Here is a 26,676-nt window from a genome sequence, read left to right as displayed (position 1 = left end):
CTCTATGATACCACGACGATAAATTCTCCTTTTGTATTTTCTGAGGACAACCGTACAGCAAGTTCTTGCGCCGTGCCGCGTAAGAGCGTTTCAAACTTTTTTGTGAGCTCCCGTGCAATCAACATCGGTCGATCGGGCTGTCTTGTTGCGATTTCCTCGATCGTTTTTTGAATGCGATGTGTTGCCTCATACAAGACGACGGTCCCCTCTGTTTGGGCGAGCGTGTCAAAAAATGTTTGACGTCCTTTTTTCTTTGGAGCAAATCCCATGACCACAAATTTATCTGCAGGAAATCCGCTCACGGACAGCGCTGCCATGATCGCCGACGGGCCTGGAATCGGTGAGATAGCAACGTCTGGCAACGTACGCGTGACGGCCTCTACGAGTCGTCCGCCCGGGTCCTCCACTCCAGGTGTTCCTGCGTCGGACACGTAGGCAACATCTTTTCCACCTTGTAAATATGCGAGCACGGCAGGACTTTGACGATCGTGGCTGTGGTGATCGTACCGTTCAACCGGCGTGTTTATATCGAGTTTTTGCAACAACGACTGCGCCACACGCGTATCCTCCGCAAACACAACGTCGACGCTGGAGAGCGTCGACCGTGTACGATCAGAAATATCTTTCATGTTCCCGATCGGTGTTGCAACCATGTAAAGCGTTGCAGACATTAGTTAGAAACTCCCTCAATTACTGGAGCAAGTTTGGATGTGTCTCCCACCTCAATTTTTGTTGTCCCGTCATCCAAGTTAACCCCCTCTCCTTCGTGTAACTCATACGGCCCATTTACGAGCCCCTTGCCAATGACGTATGCGTATAAATCCGTGTCTGGATGTGTTGCACTCCAAGCAAACCAGAACGTACTGGTTGGTGCTAACGAGGCAAACGTTTGATCTCCGTTTACAAGGTCGCCGTTCTCGGTCAGTGACCATACACGGTCCTCTGAATCTACCAATTCCACTCCCTTAATCTTTACAAACACTGTCTCCTCTGTTCGCTCATGCACATGAATCACATTCTGTGCGTCGGCCCACGCAACAACTGCATGTTCTCCAATAAAGTCATTCAACACGCGATCGGCCGCCTGGACGATTGGCCCTTCCTGATACGCCTTAGAGAATCCATCTATCGTGACACCGTTTATCACCGCTTTTGGCTCAAGTGCTGGTTGGTAAGGGGAAGAAAGCGCAAAGTAAATTGATCGCGTTTGCAAATAGGATCCGTACGGACTCAAATTATAACGTCGCTCATACCCTGTGTTTGCGGACATCACCTTACCGTCTGGATGCGCCGTTTTCCACTGACTCCACGTCATCACCTCAAACGGAATACGGACAAGGGATTCCCCTGCACGTTTTCCGTAAATCGACTCACCCAACAATGCGCTCCAGAGGGATTTTGTTTCCGTATCCATAAACAACGCATCGTTATTCCAAACAAGACCACTGAACGCAAAATTTTCTCCCCCTGCTCGAGCAAAGACGCCACCCGTACCCGTCAACGGGCTAAACGTAATAAGAGCATCCTGGCCGTTAATCGTATCATGGACAATATTATGCCAAGCAAGTACCTGACTAGAATAGAATCGTGGCCCGTCGTTTGTCTCGACCGCGTACCCAAACAGCTCGTCAAAATAATCTGTCTCCGCCTCTGCTTCCTCCACGGTTACAAAGTCTGCGTGATCCAGAATAGGAAAGGTATCTGCCGTTTGTCCGCTCGTATGAATATCTGTCGGTCGCACCGTCGTGTGAACGCCTTTAACAGTCTGCACCTCCTCATAATACCCTCCCGCGGTGGTTGTGGCGTTTGGATCTTGATCAATAACGGATACAGCTCCCTTTGAAGACGTTCCGCAACCTGCCCCCAATAGTACGAGGCCAAGGATTCCTACCCCTAATAACTTGAAACGATTCATACAAATAGAGTAATATGATGTTGATAGTGCCTATGCTATCCTAAAAAACCCTAACAATGCAAGCTATGGAAGAAGAAACGAACGAGGACTTCTATTTCTACGAACCGGCCAAGGTTGGCGAGCCTGCTCCAGAATTCACTCTCAACGCTGTACTTGGCAATGGTGAGTTTACCAAAATCTCTCTTGGTGGAACGCGCGAAACATGGACTGTTCTGTTTTTCTATCCGCTCGACTTTACGTTTATCTGTCCTACGGAAATCACAGGATTTTCTAACCAGTGCGCGGAGTTCGAGGCGTTGAATACCAACGTTTACGGGTGTTCTACCGATTCGGTTCATTCGCACAAAGCGTGGCTCAAGGATCTTGGTGAACTTAAAACACCCCTGTTGAGCGACATGACGCATGAGCTCTCTGAGGCCTATGGTGTGCTGATCGAGGAAGAAGGAATTGCCCTTCGCGGAACCTTCATTATTGATCCAGAAGGCATCTTGCAATACGCGAATATTCACAGTAATAACGTGGGACGTAGTATCGACGAGACGCTCCGCGTACTCAAGGCGTTACAGACCGGTGAGCTCTGCCCCGTCAACTGGGAGCAAGGAAAAGAAACGCTCGGAAAGGCCTAAACACAGAAAAAGACGGATAACCGTCTTTTTTGTTTGTCGTATCATTGACAGGACGTTCAATTTGTACTTTAATTATGGCGTCATGTTTGGAGGAACCCATGAAAATTGCGACACCTGTCTGTTTGGATTGTCTGGGGACGCAGGAAGTACGCGAACGTGTCTTGAGCACGCGTGCCCTGTACGGCATGCTCGACGTATTACTGTCCGCGATCGGCGTCATGATCGTTCTGGGAATGCTATGGTGTTTTGACTGGATTAAGATCCAGCATCTCGCAGGAACATTCGTTATCTGTTCTCTCGTGTGTGTTGTTCTCGTTGTTCGACTCGTCGTGCACAGCCAGGCGCGACAGGAGCTCTTTGGACTTCTCGCCTATCGATTGCCAAGCAGCAATACACATGTTCACCAAGTCACAGAGCTTGTAGATGCGGAGTGGATGTTCAATTATCTGCGGCACAGTGCCATTCGCGCTCTCTGGGTTTGTGTCCATCTTCGTCACGACGATCGCGTCACGCAAGCGCCTATCTACCTGCTCTACGTAGGGGCGCACAGGCAGAAGCACTACCGACCGACGGGGTTCGTCTTGTTTCTAGAAGGCGGTCGTCCACGTCGAATTCTAAGGAACGAGGAAGCCTACGCGGTCGACACGTTTCAGGAGGCGTTTGATCTCGTCACCAACCACATGTGCACAGACCCCGGTTTACTGCAACTCGTTGGCGCGACTCCACCCTTCCGACTCAGCTAAAACCCGCGCAATTGCGCGGGTTAACCTTTACCACCGTTGTTTGAGCATCTGCAATACTGTTCGAACACCAGCACCCGTCCCTCCATAGGGAACATACGAGAGGTATTCACGCTCAGCAAATGCCGGACCGGCAATATCCAAGTGCATCCAAGGAATGGCAGGGTCCACAAATTTCTTGAGGAAGAGACCGGCCGTCAAAGCTCCACCCCATCGGTTTACCCCAATATTTTGAACATCGGCAACCTTACTTTCAATCAGTACTTCGTATCCTCGATACAGGGGAAGTTCCCAAAATTCCTCACCCGCTTGATACGAAGCTTCTAGCACTCGTTCTGCAAGCTTCTCATTGTCCGTCATGACGCCAACGATTTCCTCACCTAACGCCACCACACAGGCACCCGTGAGTGTTGCCAAATCAATGATCGCATTTGGGCGCAATTCCGTGGCATACGAGAGCGCATCGGCAAGGGTGACCCGTCCTTCTGCATCCGTATTTAAAACTTCAATCGTAGTCCCGTTCATGGCCGTCACGACATCTCCCGGGCGATACGCAGAGCCCGATGGCATATTTTCACACGCCGCAATCAACCCGTGAACCACCATCGTTGGCTGTAACTTTCCTAATGCGGAAAAAATTCCCAGTACGGTTGCCGCTCCCGCCATGTCACATTTCATGGTCATCATGCCATCGGCAGGCTTGAGAGACAAACCACCAGAATCAAACGTAATCCCCTTTCCGACAAGCGCGATAGATTTTTTGGTTGGTTTGTTTGGTGTATACGTGAGGTGCAAGAAATACGGTTCCGTCGTAGACCCTGCAGCCACGGCGAGGAAGGCATTCATGCCACGTTTCTTTGCTGCTGCGCGATCAAGTACCTTCAGGGACACCTCTGGACAGGATTTTGCGATCGCCTCCGCCGCTCGCTTAAGCTCCATTGGCACCATGTGTGAAGGCGCCTCGTTCACAAGGTCGCGCGCAACAATCGTCGCCTGTGCAAAAACCTCTCCGTCCGCGCATCCAAGCACTGCAAGCTTGCAATGAGCTGGCAGGATTTCAACGAGCGTCAAATTGGCAATGATCGTCTTTTTAGTGTCATCGTTCTTTTTCCACGTATCAAATTTGTAATTTGTCAGCAGTGCCGCCTCCGTAAGTGCCTGTGCGATTGCACGCGGCTCTTGCTCCCCCTTCCCTGCGCCCATCAACACAGCCGCCACAGAACTGACATTCAATTGCATGACCCTAGACCAAGCCGATCCCATGGCTTGGCGCACACGCTCCACAGTCAGTTCTTTTTTTGTTCCCAGTCCAACCACGATCACGTGCGACGGTTGAATCCGACCATGCGTGCGAACAAGCAAAATCTGTGCAAGTTTTCCGGTTATCTCCTTTGCCGTAATCGCTGCAGAAATTTCTCCGCCGAGCGCGGTGTCTATCGATTCCAATGCACCCCCCAATCGCTTTCCACCATCCTCCAAATGTCCCACGATCAACACATTTGCCTCGGACGTTGTAATATCTCCTTGTAAGACCGTAGTTTTCATACGCGTTTTCTGATGTTAGTAAGGTGACTTTATCCAATTTCTCTAATAAACGCAAAACCGAGACATCGCTCGGCTTAGAAATGGAGGAGTTGAAGCGCACCCGACACAGGGTCATCGAGCAAGGGAATCGGATTTGCCCATGATTCTTTTTTCATGGCGCGCAAAAACAGTCGCCGCAATTCTACGTTCTTATTAATACAACCACCAACCATCACAACATCAACTTTGTCTTCCCCAAAATGTAATTGCTTGTGAAGCGTTTTCGCCATCAGAGCCAACTCGTTTGCTGCTACATCTATTATCGCTTCTGCAACCTTATCTCCTTTCAACGACGCTTCCATTACGAGAATCGCGAGCTCGGCAACATGCTGCCGATCAAATGCTGATTGATGCATCAATGGAACGAGCTGAGCCGTAGATGACACCTGAAATTTTTTTAAAACCATTGCCTGCAGGTGCGTTGCAGGACCTCGCCCGTCTTCTGCTTTTCTGACCGCGCGCAAACAGGCAACCCCAATCTCGTACGCGCTTCCTTCATCGGCCATAAGTGGCCCACGGCCCGACACCCATGCTTCGTCTCCTCGCGGATCAATTCCATATCCATTGGACCCCGTTCCCGACACGATTGCGATCGCGGCAGCACGGTCTGTGCCCGCACGCAGGCCGATAATCACATCATTCACTAATAGACGTTTGTTTGGATCTACATCTTTCCACCAACGTTTCTGCATCAACGCACGAGATACGACTCGTGTCATCTCCGATGAATCAAGCCCCGCCAATCCAATCGCGACCCCCGTGGGCACTTCACGCGTTTTCAGTGTTCTCATGAGTCGTTTTACGCCCGCATCCATTTCCGCTACAAGTTTTTTTGATTCCAAGGATGTTAAAAGACCTTTTGCAGGGACGACCACATCAACCAAACGACCACGATCTGTTTGTGCCCGAAAATGGTATTTACTACCACCAATATCCATTCCAATTTGATACGACATAGCCTCAGTATAACACGCGCCCCGCATATAGGAGAACCATGCTATCATTGACAAATCATTCACGATCAGGTAGGGTCTTCCCTTATGCGAATCAATAAGTATTTAGCAAATCACGGCGTCTGTTCCAGGCGCGAGGCCGACCGACTCATAGAGGCTGGTTCTATTCGTATTAACGACCGCATCGCTGTTTTGGGGGATGACGTTGGAGAGGACGATATTGTCTTTGCGAATAACGCACCCGTCAACCCAGAAACAGATGAAATCTATCTCGCCTATCACAAACCACGTGGAGTAGAGGTTACACATTCTGATGATGTCGCACAGAATCTTCCTCGTGCACTTGGTCTTCATGAGCACGTGTTTGCCGTGGGACGACTTGATAAAGATTCATCCGGCCTGCTCCTCGTTACAAACGATGGGGATATTGTGAACAAGATTCTTAAACCAATCGGAGGTCACGAAAAAGAATATCTCGTTCACGTACGACGACCACTAACAAAAGATTTTCTTGAAAAGATTGCCGCAGGTGTACCTATCGATGGACGACCAACACGAGCAGCAACGGTAGAGCGACAGAATAAGAACGCGTTTAAAATCGTTATTACTGAGGGTCGTAATCGTCAAATTCGCAAAATGGTTGAGACACTCGGCAATGAGGTTACCTCTCTCAAACGCACGCGCGTCATGAACATCAAACTTGGTCACCTTAAACAAGGTCAAGCACGACCGCTTTCCAATAAAGAAAAGTCTACCTTGTTTAAACTCCTCGGCGACGATACACAGCTCTTTAAATAAAAAACAGCCCGAATGGGCTGTTTTTTATTGTTTCTTACTTCTTACGCTTTGAGAGCCACCATCCAAGAAGTCCCAGTAATACCACTACGATCAATCCCAGCCACCAAACCTGAATGATCGTCACAAAGAACCACACAATCGCCCACGTCACCACCGCAAGGATAAACGACAGGACACCGATCATTGCACGCGATCCTTGTGCAATCGCTCGTCCCACTGGTGCCAACCCTGGAATATGGAGCGCTATACGCGCCAATGACTGAATCGGCCCAAAAATCATACTATATCCAATAAAGATCATGGCAAACGTAACGAGCCACAAGATCATGCGACTTTCTTTATCAATATCTCGGAGTTTCTGCAGAGTTAATGGATGATCATATTGCGAGAACACATACGTCCGCTTCTCTGGCATGACAACGCGACCATCACTCGACTCACCCGCAACAAGAAGCATATCCGGCGTACGGAATGTGGTGTATACGCTTCGAGCTATCGCTTTGTCGTTAAGATCAAACTCTGTTTCATCGATCGTCTCTACGGTCTCCAAGTATTCTGCACGTTCGTTTGGCGTAATAGTAAAGGAACCAACCATTACATCGTTAGCAATCACATGCTCCGTCTTTACGACCCAACTATCACGTTCCACCTGGTAACACGGAACGGTCTCTCCGGTTTCGTCGTTATATTCCGATCCGTCCTGGTAGAGGATGCGTGTCATCTCATCTTGTTTAATGTCCTTGGAACACTCTAAACTCTGCTTCGTCTCGAGTCGTTCGACGCTTTCATGCTCATAGATACAGTCACTGTCAAAACAAGTTTTTGCTGTTTTCGTGACCAACTCCGGAGCACCACGGAACGTCACATAACCCGACGCGACCGTATCCAAATCAACCTGCTGTGCCACTTGAAAATCCTTGGCGCGATGTTGTGACCCCGCCATCCACATGGCAACAGGTGATCCCAACACGAGCAATACGCCAATAAATGCACCTGCAATCGCCTGCAAAATGTTTGGTTGTTTCTTTGTACGCATCGGTCCGCCACCGGAATTCATTTGCCCGATCGGCCCACTTGGAATGTTATAAGCCATAAAAAAAATACAAGATTTATGCATCTAGTATAGCGAATTCGACCATGTATCTGTAATCCCCCTGTGGACAGCTAGCGCAACAAGGCGCCAATCAAAAAATACACGCCCACAAACACAATGAGAGAAAAAACAGCCCACACTTCCCCAACCAAAACAGATTCCGTTTTTTTGGCCATCACTGCACCAACGGCAAGCATAAGGATAACGACCAGCAATGCGCCCAGGATCCAATACCACAACATAATTAAGAAGTTGATTTTTGTTTTAGAAGATACGTTATGCCAAGCAAGAACAATACGGACGACGAGATCGCCGATCCGATACAGTACTGGCACCACGCATGCAAAATAAAGGCCTGAACACCCACAAAATACAAGGATGCGACGAGTCCTGTAAACGTCAGCCAAGCGCCAATGCGCAGCAATACCTCGTTCTTTCGATCAAAATACGCAATCATCAATACAACGATTGTCAAGTAGTAGAGTGCGCCGAACAACGCCACTGGGATTCCATAAAACTGCGAATATACACTCGTTGTCACAATCTCACAGCCCTGCGTAATGGTGCAGCCAACCACCTCCCCCGCGTAATGCTTCAACGTGAGGTACGTGGCGTCCATGAACCCAAGAGCCCCCACCACAAGGAGGCCTCGGGAAATCCACGTTGTGAATTTTGATGACATGTTATTCCGCGGTCACTGGTTCCGTGCCTACGGTATCTGGATCTTCAGCGCTTGCACCCGCATCCACAGTCGCTGCAGCAACCTCCTCGAGCCGAGCGAGTTCCGCATTAATCGCTGCCACAAATCCTGAATAGCTCGAAGCCTTTAATTGAACACCGTTAATAAAGAACGTTGGGGTTCCCTGTACACCTGCATCGTTACCACTTGCGTAATCGTTTTGAATTTTCTCAGCCAACGCACGATCCTGCAGGTCTGTTTTAAAGAGATCTACGTCTAGCCCAAGCGCTTCTGCATACGACTCAAAAATCCCGCGGGCACCCAAGTTTCCAGACCACTGTTCTTGATTTGCAAAGAGGACATCATGCATCTCCCAAAATTTATCTTGTCGTCCCGCCGCTTCTGCCGACTCTGCTGCGAGTTGTGTTTGTTGATGCACCTGTCGCAATGGGTAATGACGATAGATAAGTCGAACCGAATCCGGATATTCTGCCAAAATTTGCTCCACCACTGGTACAGCTTGTTTACAATACGGACATTGGAAATCAGAATACTCCACGATTGTTATCGCCGCATCCTCAGGGCCTTTGGTGTGCTCAAATGCCGCGGCAGAAGACAAATCTAATGGAACGGCCGTAAACGTTCCGCTATTGTACCCTCCGCTCACGGTCACAAGTCCCCAAACTAGTAACGCCAACACAGCAAATGATCCTCCCCACAAATAGAAACTTTTTAACGTTGATTTTTTCATAGATTCGGTTACGTGCTGTTATTGTAGCATGGTTAGATCCGCTCTAAAAACATCAGTGACTCCACATGCGGTGTACGAGGGAAATAGTTATACAAAGATCCACTCACCACGCGATACGACCCCAAAAGGAGCTGAATGTCTCGCGCTTGCGTGGAGATATTACAAGACAAGTACACAATTTTAGGTGGAAGCACCTCCAACAGTCGATCAATCACGTCTCCGTGCACACCCGCGCGTGGCGGATCTAAAATAATCACACGGTCTCCCACGATCTCTTCCACCACATGCTCGGCGGCAGCTTCCACAACGGTTGCGTTCTTAATTTTATTTCGTGACACATTTTGCCGCGTATACTCACACGCCTCGGCATTATTCTCAACAAGCGTGACCGATTTTGCCGACGACGCAAGGCACAATCCAATCGATCCAACACCAGAATACACATCCACGATTTCTTGATTGGGTCCCAAATACTCTTGAATAGCTGTAAGTGTCTTAGCAAAAATCGGCTGATTCACCTGGAAGAAACTTAACAGTCCGCATTGCAATTGCACACCGTTCAAATCGACAACGAGCGAATCATCTCCACAAGAAAATAGCAAGTCCGTTGGTACCGATGCGGGACTCTTGGGATTAGAGAAGTAGATTTGAAATCCCTTAAAGGTATCACTGAGCTCAGGGTAGACATCTACATCTAACGCCTCTTTTACAAACAACGCCGCAATGGCCTGGCCTTGTCCGTCACTGCGCACAATAAGCGTTTTTAAATCGAGGCGATTAACCTCTTGTGCAATAAGCCAATCAAGAACCTTGTGTGCAACCTCGTTAATAATCGGCTCAGCAAGCGCGCTTCCCTCCACCGCCACTTTTTGATGAGATCCGCGTGCATAAAAACACAACTGCATGGGTGTGTCGCGTGTTTCGGTAAAGAACGAGAATTCCATTTTATTGCGATAGCCATACATTGCCTGCTCGTCTCCCACAATCGGCAATGTGGCCGTCTCAATATGACCCAGTTTTTGCAATGCCTCCTTTGCCATCTCTACTTTGTAACGCTGTTCTGCTTCAAACGTCATCATTTGCCACGGAGAGGTGGACAAATACGACCCCGGTTCTACTGGGTCTATACGATCAGGTGATGCGGTCAGGATGGATCGGGCGATTCCCTCTCTAAATCCACGTTTCTTTTTTAGCACTTCCATCTCCACCTCCTCGCCCGGCAAGGCGTTCCAAACAAAGGCAATGTGGCCGTCCTCCAAGCGTCCCATTCCCTGCCCGCCAAACACCATTTTATCTATTTTGATTGGTTCCATGCGCCGCACGATAGCAAAATCTTCCTCTAATAGCAATGATTGTGTAAAAAAATGAGCCACTTATTCATAGACAACAACAAAACGAAAACAAGGCCCAGCAGATGGATAAATCCATGGCCAGGCCCCATAAGACGTGCTTGCCTCGTGAGAGGAAAGAAGGGGGTGCGCCGGCGTGCCTCCGGCACACCCCCGTGTTGCGACCTCACCCAATCGGATGGGAGGGATTGGTCGCATATGAATCGCCCATACAGAGGAAAGGTACCCACGCGCCAATAGCACGGACGCGTTCCTTTCTTTCCTTTGTATCACTAGTAAATGGTTAGGATTGCTCCAATTTTTCCAAATACTAGCTGGGCTGTGCTGGCTTGCGCCAACACCCCGTGAGACGCCCCGCGAACGGGGTGCCTCTTCCATCGTCGATCGCGGGGAGCCAGAGCGGCTCACTCATTTGCGATGGACCCTTTATAACACAAAACGAGGAGTTTGTCAACCCCTCGCTCTGTCTATGCCAATTATTTCCCTATTTTTAGCCAAAATTCAAGCACCAGCCTTCCCCCATCCCCCTACCTCACCGCCTCATACACACCCTCCACTCCCCCTTTGCTCAACACCAACTGCCAAAGCTGATTATCGCGTGACCTAAACGACCCTGCGCAAGAGAGCAAATAGTACTTCCACATACGGTAAAAACGCTCGTCATATTGATCCTTTATGTGTGGCCAGGCCGCGTCGAAATTTTCAAACCACGCCATAAGCGTTTTGTCATAATCCGCTCCAAAGTTCTGCACGTCCTCCACCACAAATAATCCCTCCACCGCCTTTGCTAACTGTGCCAAACTTGGCAACATGGAGTTGGGAAAAATATATTTTTCGATCCACGGGTCGGTAGAGATGGCCGACTTGAGCGACCCGATGGTGTGCAGCAAAAACATTCCACCCTCCCTTAAATTCTTTGCCGCCACCTCCATGTAGGCTCGATAATTTTTGTATCCCACATGCTCAATCATGCCCAACGACACAATATGGTCAAACGGTTCATTGATCTCCCTGTAATCCTGTAAACGAATCTCCACCGGCAACCCTGCGCAGCGCTTGTCTGCCAACGCTTTCTGCTCTTTGGAAACCGTGACGCCCACCACATGTGCGCCATACGTTTCCGCGGCATACTTAGCAAAACTTCCCCATCCGCATCCAATATCCAGCACCTTGTCTCCTGCTTTGAGTCCAATCTTCTTACAAACCAAATCCAACTTCGCCTCCTGCGCCTCGTCTAGATTGTGAGCGTTCTTCCAATAGCCACAGGTGTACACCATACGCTTGTCCAACATGTCCTGATACAAATCATTTCCCGCGTCATAATGCACCTCTCCCACGGTAAACGCTCGTTTAGATGTTTGACGATTCATCAACACGGACGCCACGGCAATCGCCACCGTTGGCCAATCGCGTTTGAGCCGTGTCCTGATATCAATCCTCATCAACCGCGCAATAAATTCATCAATCTGCGCGCACTCCCACCAACCATCCATGTACGCCTCTCCAAGTCCCAGATTGGCTCTTGTGAGCACGCGCCTATAAAATCCCTCCTGTTTAATTTGCGGGTCCCAAAGATGCTCTCCGTTGAGCACAATATCTGTTCCCTCCAACAATGATTGAATACGTTCCTGTGTGGTCATACGATTATTCAGGTATCACGCCAGCCTCTTGCATCGCTTTAAATCGATCCGGATCTCGCTGCTGTAAATAGACAAGTAATTTACCAAGAACACGATTTTCTGCAAGACCGTGTCTCTTTGCAAAGTCTAATATCTGATCTGCAACCATGTTTAAATCTGTTCCTTCTTCCACAACCCGCTCGACTTCGCAGATCTGAAATTCAAAATCCATTTTATCAAAAACAATGGTAAATCCTTCTTTCTCGTAGCTCGTGCGAATTGTCTTGTATTCAGAAATCCTCTCAAATCCTGCCTTTATCAACTGTTCGTCTGTCAGCTCAAACAAATCTAACCCAAGCACTTCTAAAATCTCTGCGTCATTATCGATCTCCTGATATCTGTCCACACTCGGCTTTCCCTCGGAAATCGCGTGCATGGGGAGTTTGAGTTCAAATCTTCCATCACGTAAGCGTAGCCAGCGATCCGTAGTGCACAACTCAACACCGCGGTCGAAATACACATCGCATATTGTTTTTGTATACATGTGCACCGCTCCCTCAATCAAACGAGCCTCCTCCTCCGGAGTTAAATGAAATTTCTTTTCTACTTCCATCATATATTTTTGGGTTTGTCTTTTGTGGCGAGCAGGTAAACACCGAGTGGAACACAAATATACATGCCAAGGACTGCAATCACTCCAACAAATCCGAGAATCACGTTTATAAGGTTCCCTAAAGCCGCCTGTGTTGAATGCTCGCCAGACGAATCTGGTAAATCCGTCCCCGGTTCCTCTGCGACGAGATTAAACATTCCCGTTTCCTCATTCTTTACGAGCCGTGACTGCACAGGTTGAACCTCCGATTGTGTCGCCGGCGAATCTGCCGTGAGATCATTGTCTCCCACTAACTCGGCAATCATAAAGTTTGTAATTGCGTATCCTGTGAGTGTAAGAAATAGAAGAATAAACGGTGCCGCCATCACTATTCCACCTCGCGTTGTGCGTTTCATATTTTTATGGTTTTTATGAGAACGTGACTGGTTAATTGTTCTCTATCCTCTACCTAACAACCGACAATGTCAAAACCTGCCTCACAGAACAGAGTTAACTTCATTGTAACATGCACCCGTATCGGCTATACTCAATCTATTCTTTATCCTTATCTATGATATTCTCAAAAGCTTTTGGAGCCCTTGCGCTCTCCCTTGTGCTCGTCGGCGCCGGTTGTTGGACGGGCAATCCATTTGCACAGTGTTTTGCAACAACCCCCTGGAACAGTTGCGTAAACTTTGACGGTGTGGACCAAGCACTTATTGGAACATGGACCCTAGACTCCGTCCTTATTGCAGGACAAACGCATCCATTCAGTGGTCGAGAGACAACCTTTGCCATTAATTCGCTCGGTAATACAAGCTACGGTGCCTATAGTGAGGATTGGACAACCGAACTAAAAGAAAATAACGTCCCAGGATTTCCTAGCTCAAATACATGTGAAAGTATTGGATACGGTGGTGGAACGTTTAAATCAGAGGTTGATCTAGATCTTGCTACCTGGGATCCAAATAATCCGACACCTCCATCGAATGTCGCCACCCTCAAGGTCTATCCCGCAGGATCTGACACCACGTTGCGCTGCCAAGCAACAGGGATAGAGGTGGAATCAAGTGGCACCACACCTCCGCTTGGAACAGGTCCGGTGAGCTCTGATTCAAATGGATTACACATGGCCTATACCTACACCGTGAATGAGGATTGGACGGTGCTTACCCTGAGTTTTAATCCTTCCACCGTGGGCGTACCTATCTCCTATACGTTTGTAAAGTAGACCAAAAAAACCAGCATTTGCTGGTTTTTTTTGTTTTTTAGTGTCTATTGAAGCCGTATTTGATTGGTTTTATTCTTGACAGCTGATGCAGTGCGTCGACGACCTCCTGGAGGCCGACGCGATGGGCCAGATCACCATCCCAAAAACGAACGAGCCCCTGCACCGACCTGGTGCAGGGGCTTATCGTTTACCATGTTATACTAGGACTATTCTTCAACCAATCGTATGGGAATTTATCTAACAATCCTTCTCCTTGCCGCATGCGGATTTAGCATCTCGTTTTACATTCGTTACACAAAAACAAAGGCACGCCCCCTCGTTTGCCCACTCAAAGGTAACTGTCATGCCGTCACTGGAAGTTCATTTTCCAAATTTCTCGGCATCCCCGTTGAATTTCTTGGAATGCTCTACTACGGCATTCTCGTGGCAGGTTACGGTGTCGCTCTCACAATTCCGCCGGGTGTAAACCGTGTTACGTCCACACTTCTCATTCTTACAACGATCGGATTCCTTTTTTCGCTCTATCTTACGTTCATCCAAGTGATTACGCTTCGTAAATTCTGCACCTGGTGTCTTATCTCAGCAGCCATTACAACAACATCATTTTTTCTCGCACTTTTCACCGGCACCAGCGTTGCCATCCCGTATCTCCAACTACTCTTTCCGATTTTTTCCATCCTCAGCTACGTGAGCCTCGGTGTCTGTATTGGCGGTGCCACAATTTCCTTTGCATTATTTTTCCAGTTTCTACGTGACTTCCGTATATCAAACGACGAGGCAGAATCATTAAAGAATATTTTTGAACTTATTTGGATGGGATTTGTTATTCTTCTTGTAAGTAACGCTGCCATATTTTTGGCGTTCACCTCTACCTACAATCAGGATCCCATCTTTATTACAAAAGGTGCTACCTTCATCGTATTACTCATTAGCGGATGGTTCTTAAATTTTCATATTGCTCCAAGACTTTTTGACATATCATTCCGTAATAATCAAAAGCAAAAGTTAAGCACGTTTCGCTCCCTGCGTCGCTGGGCGTTTACAGTCGGTTCTGCATGGATCGTGTCCTGGTACGCCGTGCTCTTACTAACCATCGCCCCCGCTGTTATCGTGGATCTCTGGGAGCTGCTCACGTATTATCTTGCTCTCCTACTCGTAGGCGGAATTGTAAGCCAATTTATAGAACAACACTACGCAAAATAAGCGTCCCTCTAACCAAAAAAAACCGCGTCATGCGGTTTTATTTTTATCGAGATCCAAGTAGTTGCAACAGATACCCCACAATAAAGAAGATAATGCCCGTAACACCCAGCGTCATCTCTCGACGCAGATCACGTTTGGTACGCTTGCCGATTTTCCCTTCGGCGAGCACATCACGATGCACCTTAAGAACGATTAACGCAATGAGTAAATCTCCAATCATCGAGAGAGTAAGGCCAGCAATATAGGGAGTCATACAGTATGGTTGTGTGTTAAAATTCTATCAGACATTCCTATAAACATATCCACATGGCAGAATCATTTGAAATTCACTTGTCACGGCGTGCTGCAAGTTTCTTTTTATTGAGCGCGGCAATTCTACTGTGGTTCGGCACAGAGATCCTTTTTCTTCATCGTATTTTTTCTCCCGAGGATCTTACGGATCATCCGTCTTTGCTTTCTGTTGTCGTTATTCTATTCTTTGGAGTAATTCCGCTTCTCGTCATCGCACGTCAAATCCCCTATCTCCTCCACCCACCTCTTATGCTACGTGTTGATGCAGAGACGGTGACGTTTGGAACTGGCTGGGGGTACACACCGACACACATGCCGACCAATGCATTGCAAGACGTACATGCAAGTATCGCAACGCCAAGCATGTCCTCATTTCGACCAGAACAATTACTAAGTCTTGGAGGAGTCGTTCTTGAGTTTGATACAACTAAAGACCTACCAACCGGGCTCGCCACGTCTGCAGGCATTCAATTTGCATTTGGTCGGCTCGTTATTAGTCGACTCTATGGCAACAAGTCGGTCAAAAAAAGCGTCGCCGCTATTCGGCCGTTTTGTCACAAACCCAATGAATCTACCAACAAAAACGCGGACCAACTTGCGCCAACACAGAGCGCAACCCAGTCCGCGAAAAACTCGGTAAGCAAACCTACAGAAGAAAACTAAACACGCCGAAGATCGCTCCTAGAACAAAAATCACAACGCCACTGCCAAAAAGCATCATCCTGCTTTTCCACAGACGCACCACACGAATTGCTGCATGAGGAAGTAAAATAATAAAGACACCCTTTACCACGGCCATCCAACCAAAAAGCGTAATAAGCACTGCCCATCCTTCCCAGCCGTTATGGGAATACAAAATCGCAAGGCCAATTAGGAGAGAAAGCAACCCGGAAATATACATCACCATATGGCTCTGCCTTATTTCCTTAATAAACGACTCAACATAACCTGCATTGAACATTATTCCGAGACCCGCAATCAAACAATAGATTGCAATGATTTGACCCAACCAAATTGACGTAGACATACTTCTCGCATTAGATGAATGAACGTAGAGAAAGTATACGCCCATTGCACAATGGCGTCTCAAAGGTTTGCGATTCTATCCACATGCCATGCCCATACATAGTGGGTTGTGTTTGTTGGTCAATGTCGTATGATCTAGGTATTAGAATAATTTTTTCTTTATGACAAAACGGTTTTTCTCTCTCCTCTTTGCATTCGCGCTTTTGGGAGCTGGGTGTACAAGCGGGTCAACTCCCACCAATACGGTTAACTACAGTGTTGCAGAGCTCAACGCCACGCTTGGTATGGAACTCCCTGTGGACAGCAACATAACAAACGTCACAGATGTTGCGGGTCATTACACGGTGATTGGCTACACAGATCAAACCTGGCAGGAGGTACGCGATTCGTTTCATACGCAACTTATGGCACAAGGATTTCAGGACACCGTGAGTGCCAAAAACTCCGTGATCGCCAATCCCGATAAAGACGTGATTATTGGCAGCTATATAAAAGCAAACCCGGGCGGCACGGGTCCTAACAGTATTGTTACGCGATCCATTACCATCGGCATTGAGGATGGAAAAACAAAGTTCAGCGTTCTGAAACAGTAAACGAAACACCCCCGCATGGGGGTGTTTCGTTTTGCTACATCTCTAAGATTGGGCGTAGAAAGAGAGCTGCCTTTACTCAAGGAAAATAGGCTCTCCTAAATTATCATTGATAGAGTTCACTGAACTGAGCATAATTGATCGATCAAATTGACTGGCAGAGGAGATCATATTCCAACTATCAATTGTATAATTGGTTGCAAAAACTTCCGATACGTCATCAATCTGTTGATTCCAATTGGTTCCATAGAGCTCCTCTGCGACCGACTCCGAACCGATCGGAAAGAGCGATCCATACCGCCCAACCGCATACACTGTTGACACGGACGGGAACTTAATCATCTTTACACCGGGACGATAGCGCACATTTGGCCCGAGCGGATACGATGCCATGACCGCGGTATTCACCAAATGCAACTGATCGTAATTGGTATACCACGTAAAGAACGCTTTCTCGTTGGTAAACGCATGACGTTTACCCGCATGATCCAAAAAGTACACAGTGCGGCAAGGGTGCGTAAAATCCTCATTCCCCGGGCAGACTGTTTTTATCAGTACGGGTGATTCTGCAATCACATCCGCCGCCGGCCATTCCGTAGCGTCAATCGTTATCGGATCGCCTCCCACAGGTGTTCCGTCACCTGGCGGTACAACAATGGGCGCGTCGGACACGGAAATAATTTTGCTTGGCCCATTGGTTGAGTTGCCGTACGTATCCACGCACACGGCACGAATACTGTTTGCCGATCGAAACGTTGTAAAGGTGTAGGTAACCGACCACATCCCCGTAACAGAATCATACGCCATAGGTGTCTCATAGGTACTTGAGACGAGGAGCGTACAGGATTCCACGCCGGCAGAATCGGCTGCAGAAACAGAATAGACTTGCGGAACCGTGTACTGTGCGGAAAGCGGCGATACTGCGCTAATCTCAGGGCCTGTAACGTCTGGCCCCGCCAAGGCAGGAGCAACGGCCGTCATCAAAAACACAAGGGCGGTGAATGATGTCAAAATTCGTCTCATACAATTTTAAATACTTATATCCGTTAGTAATGTATTCGTGCATCTATTTTATCACAGTCTGCAACGGCGGGAGGTCTTCTACCCACTCCACCATAAAGGTAATCCGTCCGAGCGTCTGCCCACGCGTAGTTTGCACATCCACTCTCCACTTACCCGCATCCATACGCGCCTTGTGAGAGAAGCCCCGGTACCCATTCTGCCTCCCGCCCGCAATGCCAAAAGAAAGCTTGTCACGCGACTCCCATTTGCCCGACTCCTCGTTGTAGCGTTGCCAGTTGTGCACGATCCGAGTATTGATTTTCCCGGGAGCAAAAATGGAGGAATACACAAACACCTGATCACCTTGTCGTATATGAATCACCTGTCCGGGTACAAAACGATCAACCCAAGACGTTGCTTCTTCTTGCATCAGATATCCGTCTGTCTGCGATTCGATGTAGTGGTATACGCCCGCCTCGGTAAGGGAAAGCGGGATCGGAGGAATAATGTTGAGGAAATAAAACCCATTCATGCACGCAAAAATAATCAGAATCGTCGTACGCATTTTTTTCTTTCGCACGCGAAACCGTTTGAGATGTCGATTCATACTATGCAAATAAAACGCCATTGCAATCAAACTTACACACCCGCTAAAGACAAACACCCACACAGAAATAGAGTTGAGCCAAAACGGCAGCACCAAAATACAGTAAGACAAGACAACAAAATAGTAGACACCCACCTGCACAACTGGCTCACGATAATAGTCCCGCAACGTCTCATTAGAGATCATTAAAAACACCACGAGGATCATGAGTGGCCAAGACGCAGACAACGATCCACTAAACCAATAAAAGATAAACGAAGCACTCAGCAACGCACCTAAACTAAACTGCATCCCCAGAGGAGCCAACAGCCGCAGATACCGTGTAAACCGGTTCTTTGGCACTTTTCCTACCCCATACACGTTGACATAGGCAATACTTGCCCCCGCCAAAATCGCATGTAAACCAAGCAGAAGAAAGGCCGTTCCGATTTGAATAGTACGAAACGTTACAAAGTCTACCGCGACTCCAACTAAAAGAGCCGCCGGTAAGAGCCAGCGTTCGTACTTCTCGTAAAACGATCGTAATTGATAGTAGCGCGTGAGGCGCTTAATGTGCTCTTTCATCCTCCGTTTTTCCTATAATACCAGATTCTGGCTATGATAACTGTACGATTTATCCCCGTTTTATTTCTCCATTTTGTCGCATTCCTTCAGTAAAAGCGATAGAATGAGGAAATGCTCGTATGATCGCTTGACAGATTCGTTAAAACAGACTATGCTTGCACCTTCATGCCAAGAGAAGAACTAGAACAACACGACTTTAATGGACTCGGGATTACACCCGGCCTTCTCAAGCGGCTGCAAGCGCTCAAATTTGAGCATCCAACTCCTATTCAATATAAAGCGATTCCTGTCGCCACAGCCGGTGAAGACGTTGTGGGTATTGCCCAGACTGGATCCGGTAAGACACTTGCTTTTTCTATCCCTGTATTGCAGCACGTCGCCGCGTCTAAAACGATGGGACTTATTTTGTTGCCAACGCGAGAACTCGCGATTCAGGTAGAAGAGACCATCCGTAAGCTTGCCGGCGCCTCTGGTCTTCGTACCGCCATTGTGATTGGTGGTGCTAACCCACGCCCTCAGATTCGTCAATTGCGTGCAAAACCACATGTAATCGTTGCAACACCGGGACGACTCATTGACCATATTGAGCAAGGTAACATCAATTTGCATAACATTGGTATTCTTGTTTTGGACGAGGCTGACCGTATGATGGATATGGGATTCGCCCCACAATTAGAGCTTATTCTCCAAGGTGTACCTGATCAGCGTCAGACGATGCTCTTTTCTGCAACCATGCCAAAAGCAATTGCAGACATGGCACAAAAGTACATGAAGTCTCCTTTGCGTATCGAGGTCACACGTCCCGGCACAACGGCAGAAAACATTGATCAAGAAGTCTTTATCGTCCATAAGGATGACAAAATGGCCCTCATGGAACGACTGCTTAAAGAGTACAAAGGAACCGTGCTTATCTTTAGCCGTACAAAACACGGGGCAAAAAAGATCGCTCGTGCAATTCGACTCCTCGGACATACAGCAGACGAGATCCACTCAAACCGAACACAGAGCCAGCGACAAAGTGCCCTACGAGGATTTACCAACGGAAAATATCGTATCCTCGTGGCAACCGACATTGCCTCGCGCGGAATCGATGTCAAAGATATCGAACTTGTCTTGAACTTTGATCTTCCAGATCAACTAGAGGATTACGTCCATCGTATTGGACGCACGGGTCGTGCTGGAAAATCAGGAAAAGCAATTACCTTTGCGTGTCCCGACCAAAAACGCGAAATTTACCAAATTCAGCAGTTAATTGACGTTACGTTACCAATCAAGTCCCCGTCGGGTGAGGCGATGGACCCTATTAAGCCTCTTGCAAGCGGGCAACGTTCCTCTAGCGGTGGATCTTACCGTCGTGGCCCACAGGGTCGTGGAGGATCAAGACCATCACAAGGACGCTCCGGTGGATACACAGGCAACTATCCAAAGCGAAGCCAGTCTGGATCCCAGGGTGGACGATCACAGGAACGTTCCGGTGGATCTGGAAGCTATGGAGCTTCACGGCCACAAGGTCGCTCCGGTGGATCTGGTTCCGGAAGCTATGGAGCTTCTCGATCCCAGGGACGCCCAGCACCTCGTAGCGCCGATCGTCGACCAAAGCAACGACCATAATCATGTATTAAAAAACCCCTACCGATTGGTGGGGGTTTTGTTTAACCTCCTACCCCTCTTATCTCCCATTGACAGTAGGGCTCTCATTGACCAATTTAACGTAAGAGAATCCCTCTTTTAAGGGCAGTAATGTCCTCACCTATTTTAGGGCAAATCATCGCCCTCTCGTAGGATTGTCGTGAGTTTCAGTATCGTAAATAACAACATGGTCGTCGGGTGCGAGTGTGCACAGATTCTTCATGAAGTATGCCAAATTAATGACCTAATCTGGATGTGAAGACCGCTATCTCCTTGCCCATTCATCCTGCGATTCCCGAGTAGGCTTTGGGAGAGATTAATCGTGCCCCTCAGGTGCTTTCCTGGAGATGAGTTGTTCCTATCAGATTTAGAACGCTGGTCTAGAAGACTCACGCAGACAAAAAGGGTATTCTTTGACGAGGTCAAGTCCCAGGGGTAGCATCCGGCCTCACATGTCTCAAACTCTATTGCTCGCCATCGAGCGCCGCAAAGGTCGCTCGTCTCCGGTGGGCGATTCATTATTTGTATTAAACGAAGAATTTGGGAACGGAAAAGGAGCAGCCTCTAGGCTACTCCTTTATAAGAATCAACGTATTCTCAGACCCAACCAAAAAGCCTGTATTAATCAACCCGTTACTTTTCTGCGCGTTTGAGCATAAAGGAAAGGATCGGCGGACTCACAAGTGTCGTCAGAATCACCATAATCACAATCACAGAGAAGACCTCATTGCTAATGACTCCTAAGCCTATACCGATACTCGCAAAGATCAATCCAACCTCGCCACGTGGAACCATTCCAAATCCCACAAGCGATCGATTAACTCCTTTCCCTGCTGCAAAACCCGCAACATACTTTCCTCCAATCGCCACCAACGTAATCGCAAGGGATACAAGGACGACACGAACATCGGAAAGCGTTGTGAGGTCTACCGTCATTCCCGTTACCACAAAGAAGATCGGCACCAAGAACAATCCAAGAGGTTCGACGATTTCTTCTATGTGTCGGTCTGCATGTTTATCCATCGCTTCCAAAACAGATGTACGCGTCGCGGCGTCTACCTTTGCATCCATAATCTTCTTCACATCCTTTACAATATGCGGATCTTTAAAGTAACGGAAATGAACCGGATCCAACACTAGACCTGCCGCAAACGCTCCAATAATAGGAGCAAGGCCAATCTCGGATGCGAGGAAGGCAAAGAAGAGGCCAAAGGAGATCGCCATTGTAAACTTCATGCCGATTCCTGTGTGAATCTTGGAGAAGAATTTGCCAAGCCACTTAGCCGCAAATTGACCAATCACGATTGCTCCCACAAGGAAGATGATGGCTTTTCCGGCAATAAGACTGATTACGCCAAAGCTCACCGCACCAACGGTAGCAATCGCAGAAACAATCGCCAAGATAATCAAACCAAGGACGTCGTCAAACACCGCTGCGCCTAAAACAATCTGTGCTTCTTTAATGTGCAATTTTCCGAGTTCCTGAAATACGCGTGCCGTAATACCCACGGAGGTTGCCGTAAGCGCTGCTCCCAAAAACAAGTACGCGTTAGAATCAAGCCCTGGCAAAAGCCAAGGCCCAACAACATAGGTTCCCAACACAAATGGAACGACCACACCAACAACGGCAACAAGGATCGCCTGTAGTCCAACTTTCTTCATTTGCGTGATATTGGATTCCAACCCAATCTGGAAAAGCAAAATCACCACTCCAAGCTCTGCAAGGAATTCAATGATGATGTCATGCTTCATCGGCTCAAACCAATCAAAACCAAGGAGCGCGAGGTTGCCAAGTACAACACCCAACACCAACTCACCTAACACGGAGGGCTGTCCGATTTTTTCTACCAAGCCAGAAATCCTTGCCAACATCAACAAAACAGCGATCCACAGAATAGTGACCGCAAACGTCGCATGCCCTGCCTCTGATTCAGATCCACTTGCAAACGCGACTTGTGCCAACAAACCTCCAAACAGTGCCAAAAAAAAGATTGCATGCCGTTTAACCGTTTGCATTCCCGTTTGTAAAGCCTCTCGTACGTAATTCATACCTAATGTACCAAACATGATTTATAATAATCGCCCCTGCTCTTGTTCCTCCTCGGATCGCAACACCCGCCTGTACAAGCAGTGATCGCAATTCGTTCCCTCACGAGGAAGACTCCCCTCCAAACAAACCTTAATCTCCTCCAACACACCGTCCACCCAATCGGCTTTACCCGTATGCGGAATCACATGGACATCAAACTCGAGCTTTCCATCAAACGCAGCCTCGTCTGGCTTCCCGGTGCAATACACAAAATATCCTGTATCGCTCACCGTAAGCCCATTGTGACGCAGCAGCCATTGGTAGACCTCCATCTGCCGCTTGTAGGAATCCTGCCATGGCTCGTTAAGCTCCGTTACCGGCTCCGATTTTGCCGTCGCCTTATAATCCACAACGTAGTACGTGCCTGCATCATCTACCCAGAGATCGTCGATCGCGCCGCAAACTGTAAGCCCTGTTGCTGTATGGACCGTGTCGACTCCTTCAAAGTTTTCTCTCCATTGCCGCATCTTGGTGTGTACAGCTGGCTTCATAGCTAGGCCGTACTTTTCTTGCAAGGGATGCTGTGTGCTCGCGGCACGATGGACATCAAATTCTGTTTTGAGCAATTGATCCACCGCCGAGTTGAGATTAAAGGGATACCCCGCCGGTCGCTTGAGTCCCTTTTTATTATCCAACCAGAAACAGCGCGGACACTCTTTATACAAATCTATTTTGCTTCTACTGAGTCGCCATTTTTGGCCTCCGTAGTTCCAATCCGCTCCGCGTGGGATTCGGTAATAATCGGACATAACCTACAGCGATGTAATAGAGATATTGGTAAAACTCACATCGGCATCCTCGGAATAGAATCCAACATATCCATTCGTATCGAGTCTATCGCGTGTATTTTGAGTATAGGTCAACACGTTTGATCCATTCACCAATACCGTGATCACAGACCCACGGATCTCTACCACAACATCATACGCCGTTTGAATCGGAAAATTCTGTGCACCAACGGCCGACGTCCACAAAAAGTTTTGTGCGTTGTTGCCAAGAGCTTCTCCAAGCTCAACACCATATCCGTTTGGTTTAAAAATCAGGTATTTAAATGTGCCATCCTCGTTGTAGCCAAATGGGAGCCAAGCAACCTCCCAAGGATTTGGTGCAGACCCCGTCCGCAACTGTGCACTTGTTTTGATCGTTGTTGCAATGCGATAATCTCCCGTCATCCACTCGCCTGTTCGTACGAGCCCCGCGTGCGTTTCTCCCGCCATCGTTGCCGCCATGGGTCGCAAATGGACGTTTTGTGCACTTGGGTTTACTTCAACCACTCCATACCCGTTAAACACCTCAAAAAAAGATGTCGCTACTTGCTGTGTCATGTCTGCAAGGTTGACCCCATCTAATACGAACGTTGGTGCGAGAGGAGCCGTAGCGGTCACTTTCTTACGTGTTTGCCGACGTGTTTGCCGAATAAGTTTCTTCTCTAACCGTGTTGAGAGGCGTTGTTGTATGTGCTTTTCCGACGCTCCTGCCGCGTCTGCCGTATGGACCAGCTCCGTTCTATTCAAAAGCGGCGACAGACCAACAACACCAATACCGAGAGCAAAAAGGCTCAAAACAATCTGTTTTCGATTCATAGTTAGAATAATGATTGGAGGTAGTATAGCACACCCTTAAAACGATTAAAGCCCAGCGATTGTGGCCCTTATAGCAAGCTCCGCGCCATCTCTGGTGCGGGGTTGTCTGTTATTCTGTGGTTTTTCCGTCAAAATGTTCTTCTATTTCTTCGGCCTTTGTATGCTCCACCATGGCATCCTTATGCTCAGGCGGTGCGTACACCGTGTAGAGTTTTAATGCACCATCACCCGTATTGATAATATTGTGTTTAGTACCGGCTGGGACAACAACAGCAAAGTCTGCCGCAAGTGTGTGTTCTACCCCGTCTAATAGAGCCTTAGCTGACCCTTGTTCGATGCGAATAAATTGATCAAGAGTATGTACCTCCATTCCGATCTCATCACCCGGCTGCAAACACATCAACACAAGTTGACTGTGCTCTGCAGTATACAAAACGCGGCGATAGTCGGTATTCGTAAGCGTTGCGACCTCAATGTTTGTGACAAATCCTTTCATACATAAAGGCTTAATTGATTGAGTTTCTCTGTATACTTTCATCATACGCCTCACGACAAGATATGAACACTCCAAATTAATTCATTCTTCATCCAGCCTGTCGTAACCCAAGAACACGTGTGTTTGAAGATGCATATCCTCGGCGGAGCAATAGCAAAGCTCTACCGTCCGATCACGCGCAGCAAAAATCGATAAATCTCCACCATCGCAAACGTATCGAGCTTGCAGTACTCCAATAAATCTCTCGCAATCGCCTCTTTCTCTTCCTGTGGCGTTGCCTTGTTAATCATCTTTTCCCATCGCTCCACGGCCTGATCCCCTTTTTGAATCCCCAACGCCTTGTACGTGAGCTCCGGCACTAACACCGGCAACACATGTTTAATACTCACGCTTCCTTTAAACTTGGCGTCCACGTAATAATTTTTGGAAAATATTTCCATAAGATCAAACATGCGATCGTTGAGCCCTTCCAAAAACGGTGCATGGTCCGGGTGCAACTCAGCGAGTTTATTGTTGCGTTGTGACTCATACGATTTATACCATGAGATAACCGATCCCTGCGTGTCAAAATCCTCGTGCATCCGCTCTACAAGCGCGCGTGTCAAATCGCCTTTGGGCTCGGTAATTAAAAATTCACGGTGCTCCAGCGAGCCGTCTTCCTGCATGATGTGCAGAGAATATTGAAACGGAACTTGTTCGTACGCGCCAAACCCGTCAAACCGCGGGATGGCACTCGAATAGCCTTCGTAATCAAAGAAATACAGTGGGAACACAAGCGCCCCCAACGCCTTTGAGATAGCCGTATGATTAATAAGTGGTCGTCCGGTGGTATAGGCATCGTATTGCGCCTTCTTGGCCCCTTTGAGCACCTGTGGGTTATTGATGTCGTCCAACGTGTAAATACCTCGATCAATCCAATCGTAAAAAATCTTTTTACTGCCGCCGATACGATTGATGTCATGAACGGAATACTCCGGTACCTGCGGGTTGGAATAGCGAAACGTGGTGCATTGCGCGTTGTGACCGCGGTACAAACATTCGCACCCCTTTTCTTCCTCCATCTGCAAGTAGGATTTAAGATCCATCATTTGTTCTTGCACCTCCAATTCTGCCGCAAGTACCTCGTCTGTCAGGTCGGCGATCACAAACAGCTGGTGATAGTTGACCTCGCCCTGCTGCCGGTATTCACTATTGAGGTGGATTACGCCTGCTTTAACGATTTTAAGGCCGCTGCGCTCAATCACGGTCTTCTGAAACGCCAAGTCGTTTACGTGGTGATGCGGTACTTCTCGTTTTACATCATTAGTCGCCTTGACCTCGTACAATTCCCAGCCGTCCAAAACTGCATTCCACACCAAAATATCCGCCTGCACAAAAAAATCGTCCCAGACAAAGGCTCCTTGGAACACTGTGGGCGGATGCGTGGACAAAAGTGCTTGCGTTGGCTTCACGGCGGATCGCCCTACGATTTCTATCAGCACGCCGTTGGGGAATAAGTTACGGGCGGCTTGGTCCGCCAGATTTCCCTCTTCAATAATCTTTTTTTCAAATTCGGACAATTCCGCACCAACAAACAACTCCGGCTTGTGCTTTTTGAGCCAGAGGTTCTTTTTGCAAAAGGTGTATTCCAAGTAATCGGTTTTTGAGATGTTCATGGAAGCAGTAT

The 26,676-nt window shown here is 48.0% G+C and carries 28 protein-coding genes; 8 read left to right on the top strand and 20 right to left on the bottom strand.

Annotated elements, in window-relative coordinates; genetic code table 11:
- Nucleotides 1-2: 2 nt before the first annotated feature.
- Nucleotides 3-671, bottom strand: a complete 669-nt coding sequence (gene rsmI, locus COV06_00700) for a 16S rRNA (cytidine(1402)-2'-O)-methyltransferase (GenBank protein ID PIR47906.1) — start codon at nucleotides 669-671, stop codon at nucleotides 3-5.
- A complete protein-coding gene (locus COV06_00695) occupies nucleotides 671-1,915 on the bottom strand; it encodes a hypothetical protein (GenBank protein ID PIR47905.1) in 1,245 nt (414 codons plus the stop codon). Before COV06_00695 ends, rsmI begins: the two co-directional genes overlap by 1 nt.
- A gap of 65 nt (nucleotides 1,916-1,980) precedes the next feature.
- Here COV06_00695 and COV06_00690 point away from each other — a divergent pair, with 65 nt between their 5' ends.
- Together COV06_00690 and COV06_00685 are read left to right on the top strand one after the other, a co-directional pair.
- Complete coding sequence (locus tag COV06_00690) at nucleotides 1,981-2,541, top strand: thioredoxin peroxidase (GenBank protein PIR47904.1); 561 nt, start codon at nucleotides 1,981-1,983, stop codon at nucleotides 2,539-2,541.
- A gap of 98 nt (nucleotides 2,542-2,639) precedes the next feature.
- Nucleotides 2,640-3,284, top strand: a complete 645-nt coding sequence (locus tag COV06_00685) for a hypothetical protein (protein ID PIR47903.1) — start codon at nucleotides 2,640-2,642, stop codon at nucleotides 3,282-3,284.
- A 27-nt stretch (nucleotides 3,285-3,311) separates the two neighbouring features.
- Here the strand turns inward: COV06_00685 and COV06_00680 are convergent, their stop codons facing one another.
- Nucleotides 3,312-4,826 (bottom strand): leucyl aminopeptidase, encoded by a 1,515-nt coding sequence (locus COV06_00680; GenBank protein ID PIR47902.1) that lies wholly within the window; start codon nucleotides 4,824-4,826, stop codon nucleotides 3,312-3,314.
- 74 nt (nucleotides 4,827-4,900) lie between these two features.
- A complete protein-coding gene (locus COV06_00675) occupies nucleotides 4,901-5,869 on the bottom strand; it encodes a hypothetical protein (protein ID PIR47901.1) in 969 nt (322 codons plus the stop codon).
- 36 nt (nucleotides 5,870-5,905) lie between these two features.
- On the opposite strand from COV06_00675, the gene COV06_00670 reads away from it, so the two are divergent.
- Nucleotides 5,906-6,616: a 23S rRNA pseudouridine synthase F gene (locus COV06_00670; protein PIR47900.1), complete on the top strand. Its 711-nt coding sequence runs from the start codon at nucleotides 5,906-5,908 to the stop codon at nucleotides 6,614-6,616.
- 34 nt (nucleotides 6,617-6,650) lie between these two features.
- Here the strand turns inward: COV06_00670 and COV06_00665 are convergent, their stop codons facing one another.
- From COV06_00665 to COV06_00635, 7 genes are all read right to left on the bottom strand, one after another.
- On the bottom strand, nucleotides 6,651-7,709 hold the full coding sequence (locus COV06_00665) for a hypothetical protein (protein PIR47899.1): 1,059 nt from the start codon (nucleotides 7,707-7,709) through the stop codon (nucleotides 6,651-6,653).
- Nucleotides 7,710-7,953: 244 nt separating this feature from the next.
- Nucleotides 7,954-8,391 (bottom strand): hypothetical protein, encoded by a 438-nt coding sequence (locus COV06_00660; GenBank protein ID PIR47898.1) that lies wholly within the window; start codon nucleotides 8,389-8,391, stop codon nucleotides 7,954-7,956.
- Nucleotide 8,392: 1 nt separating this feature from the next.
- Nucleotides 8,393-9,139: a hypothetical protein gene (locus COV06_00655; GenBank protein ID PIR47897.1), complete on the bottom strand. Its 747-nt coding sequence runs from the start codon at nucleotides 9,137-9,139 to the stop codon at nucleotides 8,393-8,395.
- Nucleotides 9,140-9,171: 32 nt separating this feature from the next.
- A complete protein-coding gene (locus COV06_00650) occupies nucleotides 9,172-10,452 on the bottom strand; it encodes a 23S rRNA (uracil(1939)-C(5))-methyltransferase RlmD (GenBank protein PIR47896.1) in 1,281 nt (426 codons plus the stop codon).
- A gap of 563 nt (nucleotides 10,453-11,015) precedes the next feature.
- On the bottom strand, nucleotides 11,016-12,128 hold the full coding sequence (locus tag COV06_00645) for a cyclopropane-fatty-acyl-phospholipid synthase (protein PIR47895.1): 1,113 nt from the start codon (nucleotides 12,126-12,128) through the stop codon (nucleotides 11,016-11,018).
- Between the two features lie 4 nt (nucleotides 12,129-12,132).
- Nucleotides 12,133-12,723 carry a hypothetical protein gene (locus COV06_00640; protein PIR47894.1) on the bottom strand — a complete coding sequence of 197 codons (591 nt, stop codon included), beginning with the start codon at nucleotides 12,721-12,723 and terminating at the stop codon, nucleotides 12,133-12,135.
- On the bottom strand, nucleotides 12,720-13,085 hold the full coding sequence (locus COV06_00635; protein ID PIR47893.1) for a hypothetical protein: 366 nt from the start codon (nucleotides 13,083-13,085) through the stop codon (nucleotides 12,720-12,722). The genes COV06_00640 and COV06_00635 overlap by 4 nt, the downstream gene beginning before the upstream one ends.
- 185 nt (nucleotides 13,086-13,270) lie before the next feature.
- On the opposite strand from COV06_00635, the gene COV06_00630 reads away from it, so the two are divergent.
- A complete protein-coding gene (locus tag COV06_00630) occupies nucleotides 13,271-13,930 on the top strand; it encodes a hypothetical protein (protein ID PIR47892.1) in 660 nt (219 codons plus the stop codon).
- Nucleotides 13,931-14,155: 225 nt separating this feature from the next.
- Nucleotides 14,156-15,133, top strand: coding sequence for a hypothetical protein (locus COV06_00625; GenBank protein ID PIR47891.1), 978 nt, complete (start codon nucleotides 14,156-14,158; stop codon nucleotides 15,131-15,133).
- Nucleotides 15,134-15,176: 43 nt separating this feature from the next.
- Here the strand turns inward: COV06_00625 and COV06_00620 are convergent, their stop codons facing one another.
- Nucleotides 15,177-15,386, bottom strand: coding sequence for a hypothetical protein (locus COV06_00620; protein ID PIR47890.1), 210 nt, complete (start codon nucleotides 15,384-15,386; stop codon nucleotides 15,177-15,179).
- A gap of 53 nt (nucleotides 15,387-15,439) precedes the next feature.
- Between COV06_00620 and COV06_00615 the strand changes: the two genes are divergently transcribed.
- Nucleotides 15,440-16,087 (top strand): hypothetical protein, encoded by a 648-nt coding sequence (locus COV06_00615; protein ID PIR47889.1) that lies wholly within the window; start codon nucleotides 15,440-15,442, stop codon nucleotides 16,085-16,087.
- On the opposite strand, the gene COV06_00610 is transcribed toward COV06_00615, so the two are convergent.
- On the bottom strand, nucleotides 16,071-16,451 hold the full coding sequence (locus tag COV06_00610) for a hypothetical protein (GenBank protein ID PIR47888.1): 381 nt from the start codon (nucleotides 16,449-16,451) through the stop codon (nucleotides 16,071-16,073). The genes COV06_00615 and COV06_00610 overlap by 17 nt on opposite strands.
- 160 nt (nucleotides 16,452-16,611) lie before the next feature.
- On the opposite strand from COV06_00610, the gene COV06_00605 reads away from it, so the two are divergent.
- Nucleotides 16,612-17,043: a hypothetical protein gene (locus COV06_00605; protein ID PIR47887.1), complete on the top strand. Its 432-nt coding sequence runs from the start codon at nucleotides 16,612-16,614 to the stop codon at nucleotides 17,041-17,043.
- A 72-nt stretch (nucleotides 17,044-17,115) separates the two neighbouring features.
- Here COV06_00605 and COV06_00600 read toward each other — a convergent pair whose 3' ends face one another.
- Entirely contained in the window at nucleotides 17,116-18,063 is a 948-nt protein-coding gene (locus tag COV06_00600; GenBank protein ID PIR47886.1) for a hypothetical protein, read from the bottom strand.
- A gap of 43 nt (nucleotides 18,064-18,106) precedes the next feature.
- Entirely contained in the window at nucleotides 18,107-19,213 is a 1,107-nt protein-coding gene (locus COV06_00595; protein PIR47885.1) for a hypothetical protein, read from the bottom strand.
- 165 nt (nucleotides 19,214-19,378) lie between these two features.
- Between COV06_00595 and COV06_00590 the strand changes: the two genes are divergently transcribed.
- Nucleotides 19,379-20,824, top strand: coding sequence for a DEAD/DEAH box helicase (locus COV06_00590; protein PIR47884.1), 1,446 nt, complete (start codon nucleotides 19,379-19,381; stop codon nucleotides 20,822-20,824).
- Nucleotides 20,825-21,475: 651 nt separating this feature from the next.
- Here COV06_00590 and COV06_00585 read toward each other — a convergent pair.
- From COV06_00585 to COV06_00565, 5 genes are all read right to left on the bottom strand, one after another.
- Complete coding sequence (locus tag COV06_00585) at nucleotides 21,476-22,858, bottom strand: sodium:proton exchanger (protein ID PIR48097.1); 1,383 nt, start codon at nucleotides 22,856-22,858, stop codon at nucleotides 21,476-21,478.
- A gap of 54 nt (nucleotides 22,859-22,912) precedes the next feature.
- Nucleotides 22,913-23,680, bottom strand: coding sequence for a hypothetical protein (locus COV06_00580; GenBank protein ID PIR47883.1), 768 nt, complete (start codon nucleotides 23,678-23,680; stop codon nucleotides 22,913-22,915).
- Between the two features lie 3 nt (nucleotides 23,681-23,683).
- On the bottom strand, nucleotides 23,684-24,514 hold the full coding sequence (locus tag COV06_00575; protein PIR47882.1) for a hypothetical protein: 831 nt from the start codon (nucleotides 24,512-24,514) through the stop codon (nucleotides 23,684-23,686).
- A 109-nt stretch (nucleotides 24,515-24,623) separates the two neighbouring features.
- Nucleotides 24,624-25,010 carry a cupin gene (locus tag COV06_00570; GenBank protein ID PIR47881.1) on the bottom strand — a complete coding sequence of 129 codons (387 nt, stop codon included), beginning with the start codon at nucleotides 25,008-25,010 and terminating at the stop codon, nucleotides 24,624-24,626.
- Between the two features lie 161 nt (nucleotides 25,011-25,171).
- The gene (locus COV06_00565) at nucleotides 25,172-26,665 is read right to left on the bottom strand and encodes a hypothetical protein (GenBank protein ID PIR47880.1); all 1,494 of its coding nucleotides are present in this window, start codon (nucleotides 26,663-26,665) and stop codon (nucleotides 25,172-25,174) included.
- Between the last annotated feature and the right edge of the window lie 11 nt (nucleotides 26,666-26,676).

It is taken from the genome of Candidatus Uhrbacteria bacterium CG10_big_fil_rev_8_21_14_0_10_50_16 (genome assembly GCA_002774875.1).
Lineage (GTDB): Bacteria > Patescibacteriota > Patescibacteriia > UBA9934 > UBA11717 > UBA11717.
The sequence above is the reverse complement of the archived record's forward strand: the minus strand, read 5'-3'. Positions and strand labels throughout refer to the sequence as shown.

Coding starts and splice junctions, on each gene's coding strand:
- rsmI (PIR47906.1), bottom strand. CDS start 671: ATGTCTGCAACGCTTTACATGGTTGCAACACCGATCGGGAACATGAAA.
- COV06_00695 (PIR47905.1), bottom strand. CDS start 1,915: ATGAATCGTTTCAAGTTATTAGGGGTAGGAATCCTTGGCCTCGTACTA.
- COV06_00690 (PIR47904.1), top strand. CDS start 1,981: ATGGAAGAAGAAACGAACGAGGACTTCTATTTCTACGAACCGGCCAAG.
- COV06_00685 (PIR47903.1), top strand. CDS start 2,640: ATGAAAATTGCGACACCTGTCTGTTTGGATTGTCTGGGGACGCAGGAA.
- COV06_00680 (PIR47902.1), bottom strand. CDS start 4,826: ATGAAAACTACGGTCTTACAAGGAGATATTACAACGTCCGAGGCAAAT.
- COV06_00675 (PIR47901.1), bottom strand. CDS start 5,869: ATGATAGCATGGTTCTCCTATATGCGGGGCGCGTGTTATACTGAGGCT.
- COV06_00670 (PIR47900.1), top strand. CDS start 5,906: ATGCGAATCAATAAGTATTTAGCAAATCACGGCGTCTGTTCCAGGCGC.
- COV06_00665 (PIR47899.1), bottom strand. CDS start 7,709: ATGGCTTATAACATTCCAAGTGGGCCGATCGGGCAAATGAATTCCGGT.
- COV06_00660 (PIR47898.1), bottom strand. CDS start 8,391: ATGTCATCAAAATTCACAACGTGGATTTCCCGAGGCCTCCTTGTGGTG.
- COV06_00655 (PIR47897.1), bottom strand. CDS start 9,139: ATGAAAAAATCAACGTTAAAAAGTTTCTATTTGTGGGGAGGATCATTT.
- COV06_00650 (PIR47896.1), bottom strand. CDS start 10,452: ATGGAACCAATCAAAATAGATAAAATGGTGTTTGGCGGGCAGGGAATG.
- COV06_00645 (PIR47895.1), bottom strand. CDS start 12,128: ATGACCACACAGGAACGTATTCAATCATTGTTGGAGGGAACAGATATT.
- COV06_00640 (PIR47894.1), bottom strand. CDS start 12,723: ATGATGGAAGTAGAAAAGAAATTTCATTTAACTCCGGAGGAGGAGGCT.
- COV06_00635 (PIR47893.1), bottom strand. CDS start 13,085: ATGGCGGCACCGTTTATTCTTCTATTTCTTACACTCACAGGATACGCA.
- COV06_00630 (PIR47892.1), top strand. CDS start 13,271: ATGATATTCTCAAAAGCTTTTGGAGCCCTTGCGCTCTCCCTTGTGCTC.
- COV06_00625 (PIR47891.1), top strand. CDS start 14,156: ATGGGAATTTATCTAACAATCCTTCTCCTTGCCGCATGCGGATTTAGC.
- COV06_00620 (PIR47890.1), bottom strand. CDS start 15,386: ATGACTCCCTATATTGCTGGCCTTACTCTCTCGATGATTGGAGATTTA.
- COV06_00615 (PIR47889.1), top strand. CDS start 15,440: ATGGCAGAATCATTTGAAATTCACTTGTCACGGCGTGCTGCAAGTTTC.
- COV06_00610 (PIR47888.1), bottom strand. CDS start 16,451: ATGTCTACGTCAATTTGGTTGGGTCAAATCATTGCAATCTATTGTTTG.
- COV06_00605 (PIR47887.1), top strand. CDS start 16,612: ATGACAAAACGGTTTTTCTCTCTCCTCTTTGCATTCGCGCTTTTGGGA.
- COV06_00600 (PIR47886.1), bottom strand. CDS start 18,063: ATGAGACGAATTTTGACATCATTCACCGCCCTTGTGTTTTTGATGACG.
- COV06_00595 (PIR47885.1), bottom strand. CDS start 19,213: ATGAAAGAGCACATTAAGCGCCTCACGCGCTACTATCAATTACGATCG.
- COV06_00590 (PIR47884.1), top strand. CDS start 19,379: ATGCCAAGAGAAGAACTAGAACAACACGACTTTAATGGACTCGGGATT.
- COV06_00585 (PIR48097.1), bottom strand. CDS start 22,858: ATGCAAACGGTTAAACGGCATGCAATCTTTTTTTTGGCACTGTTTGGA.
- COV06_00580 (PIR47883.1), bottom strand. CDS start 23,680: ATGTCCGATTATTACCGAATCCCACGCGGAGCGGATTGGAACTACGGA.
- COV06_00575 (PIR47882.1), bottom strand. CDS start 24,514: ATGAATCGAAAACAGATTGTTTTGAGCCTTTTTGCTCTCGGTATTGGT.
- COV06_00570 (PIR47881.1), bottom strand. CDS start 25,010: ATGAAAGGATTTGTCACAAACATTGAGGTCGCAACGCTTACGAATACC.
- COV06_00565 (PIR47880.1), bottom strand. CDS start 26,665: ATGAACATCTCAAAAACCGATTACTTGGAATACACCTTTTGCAAAAAG.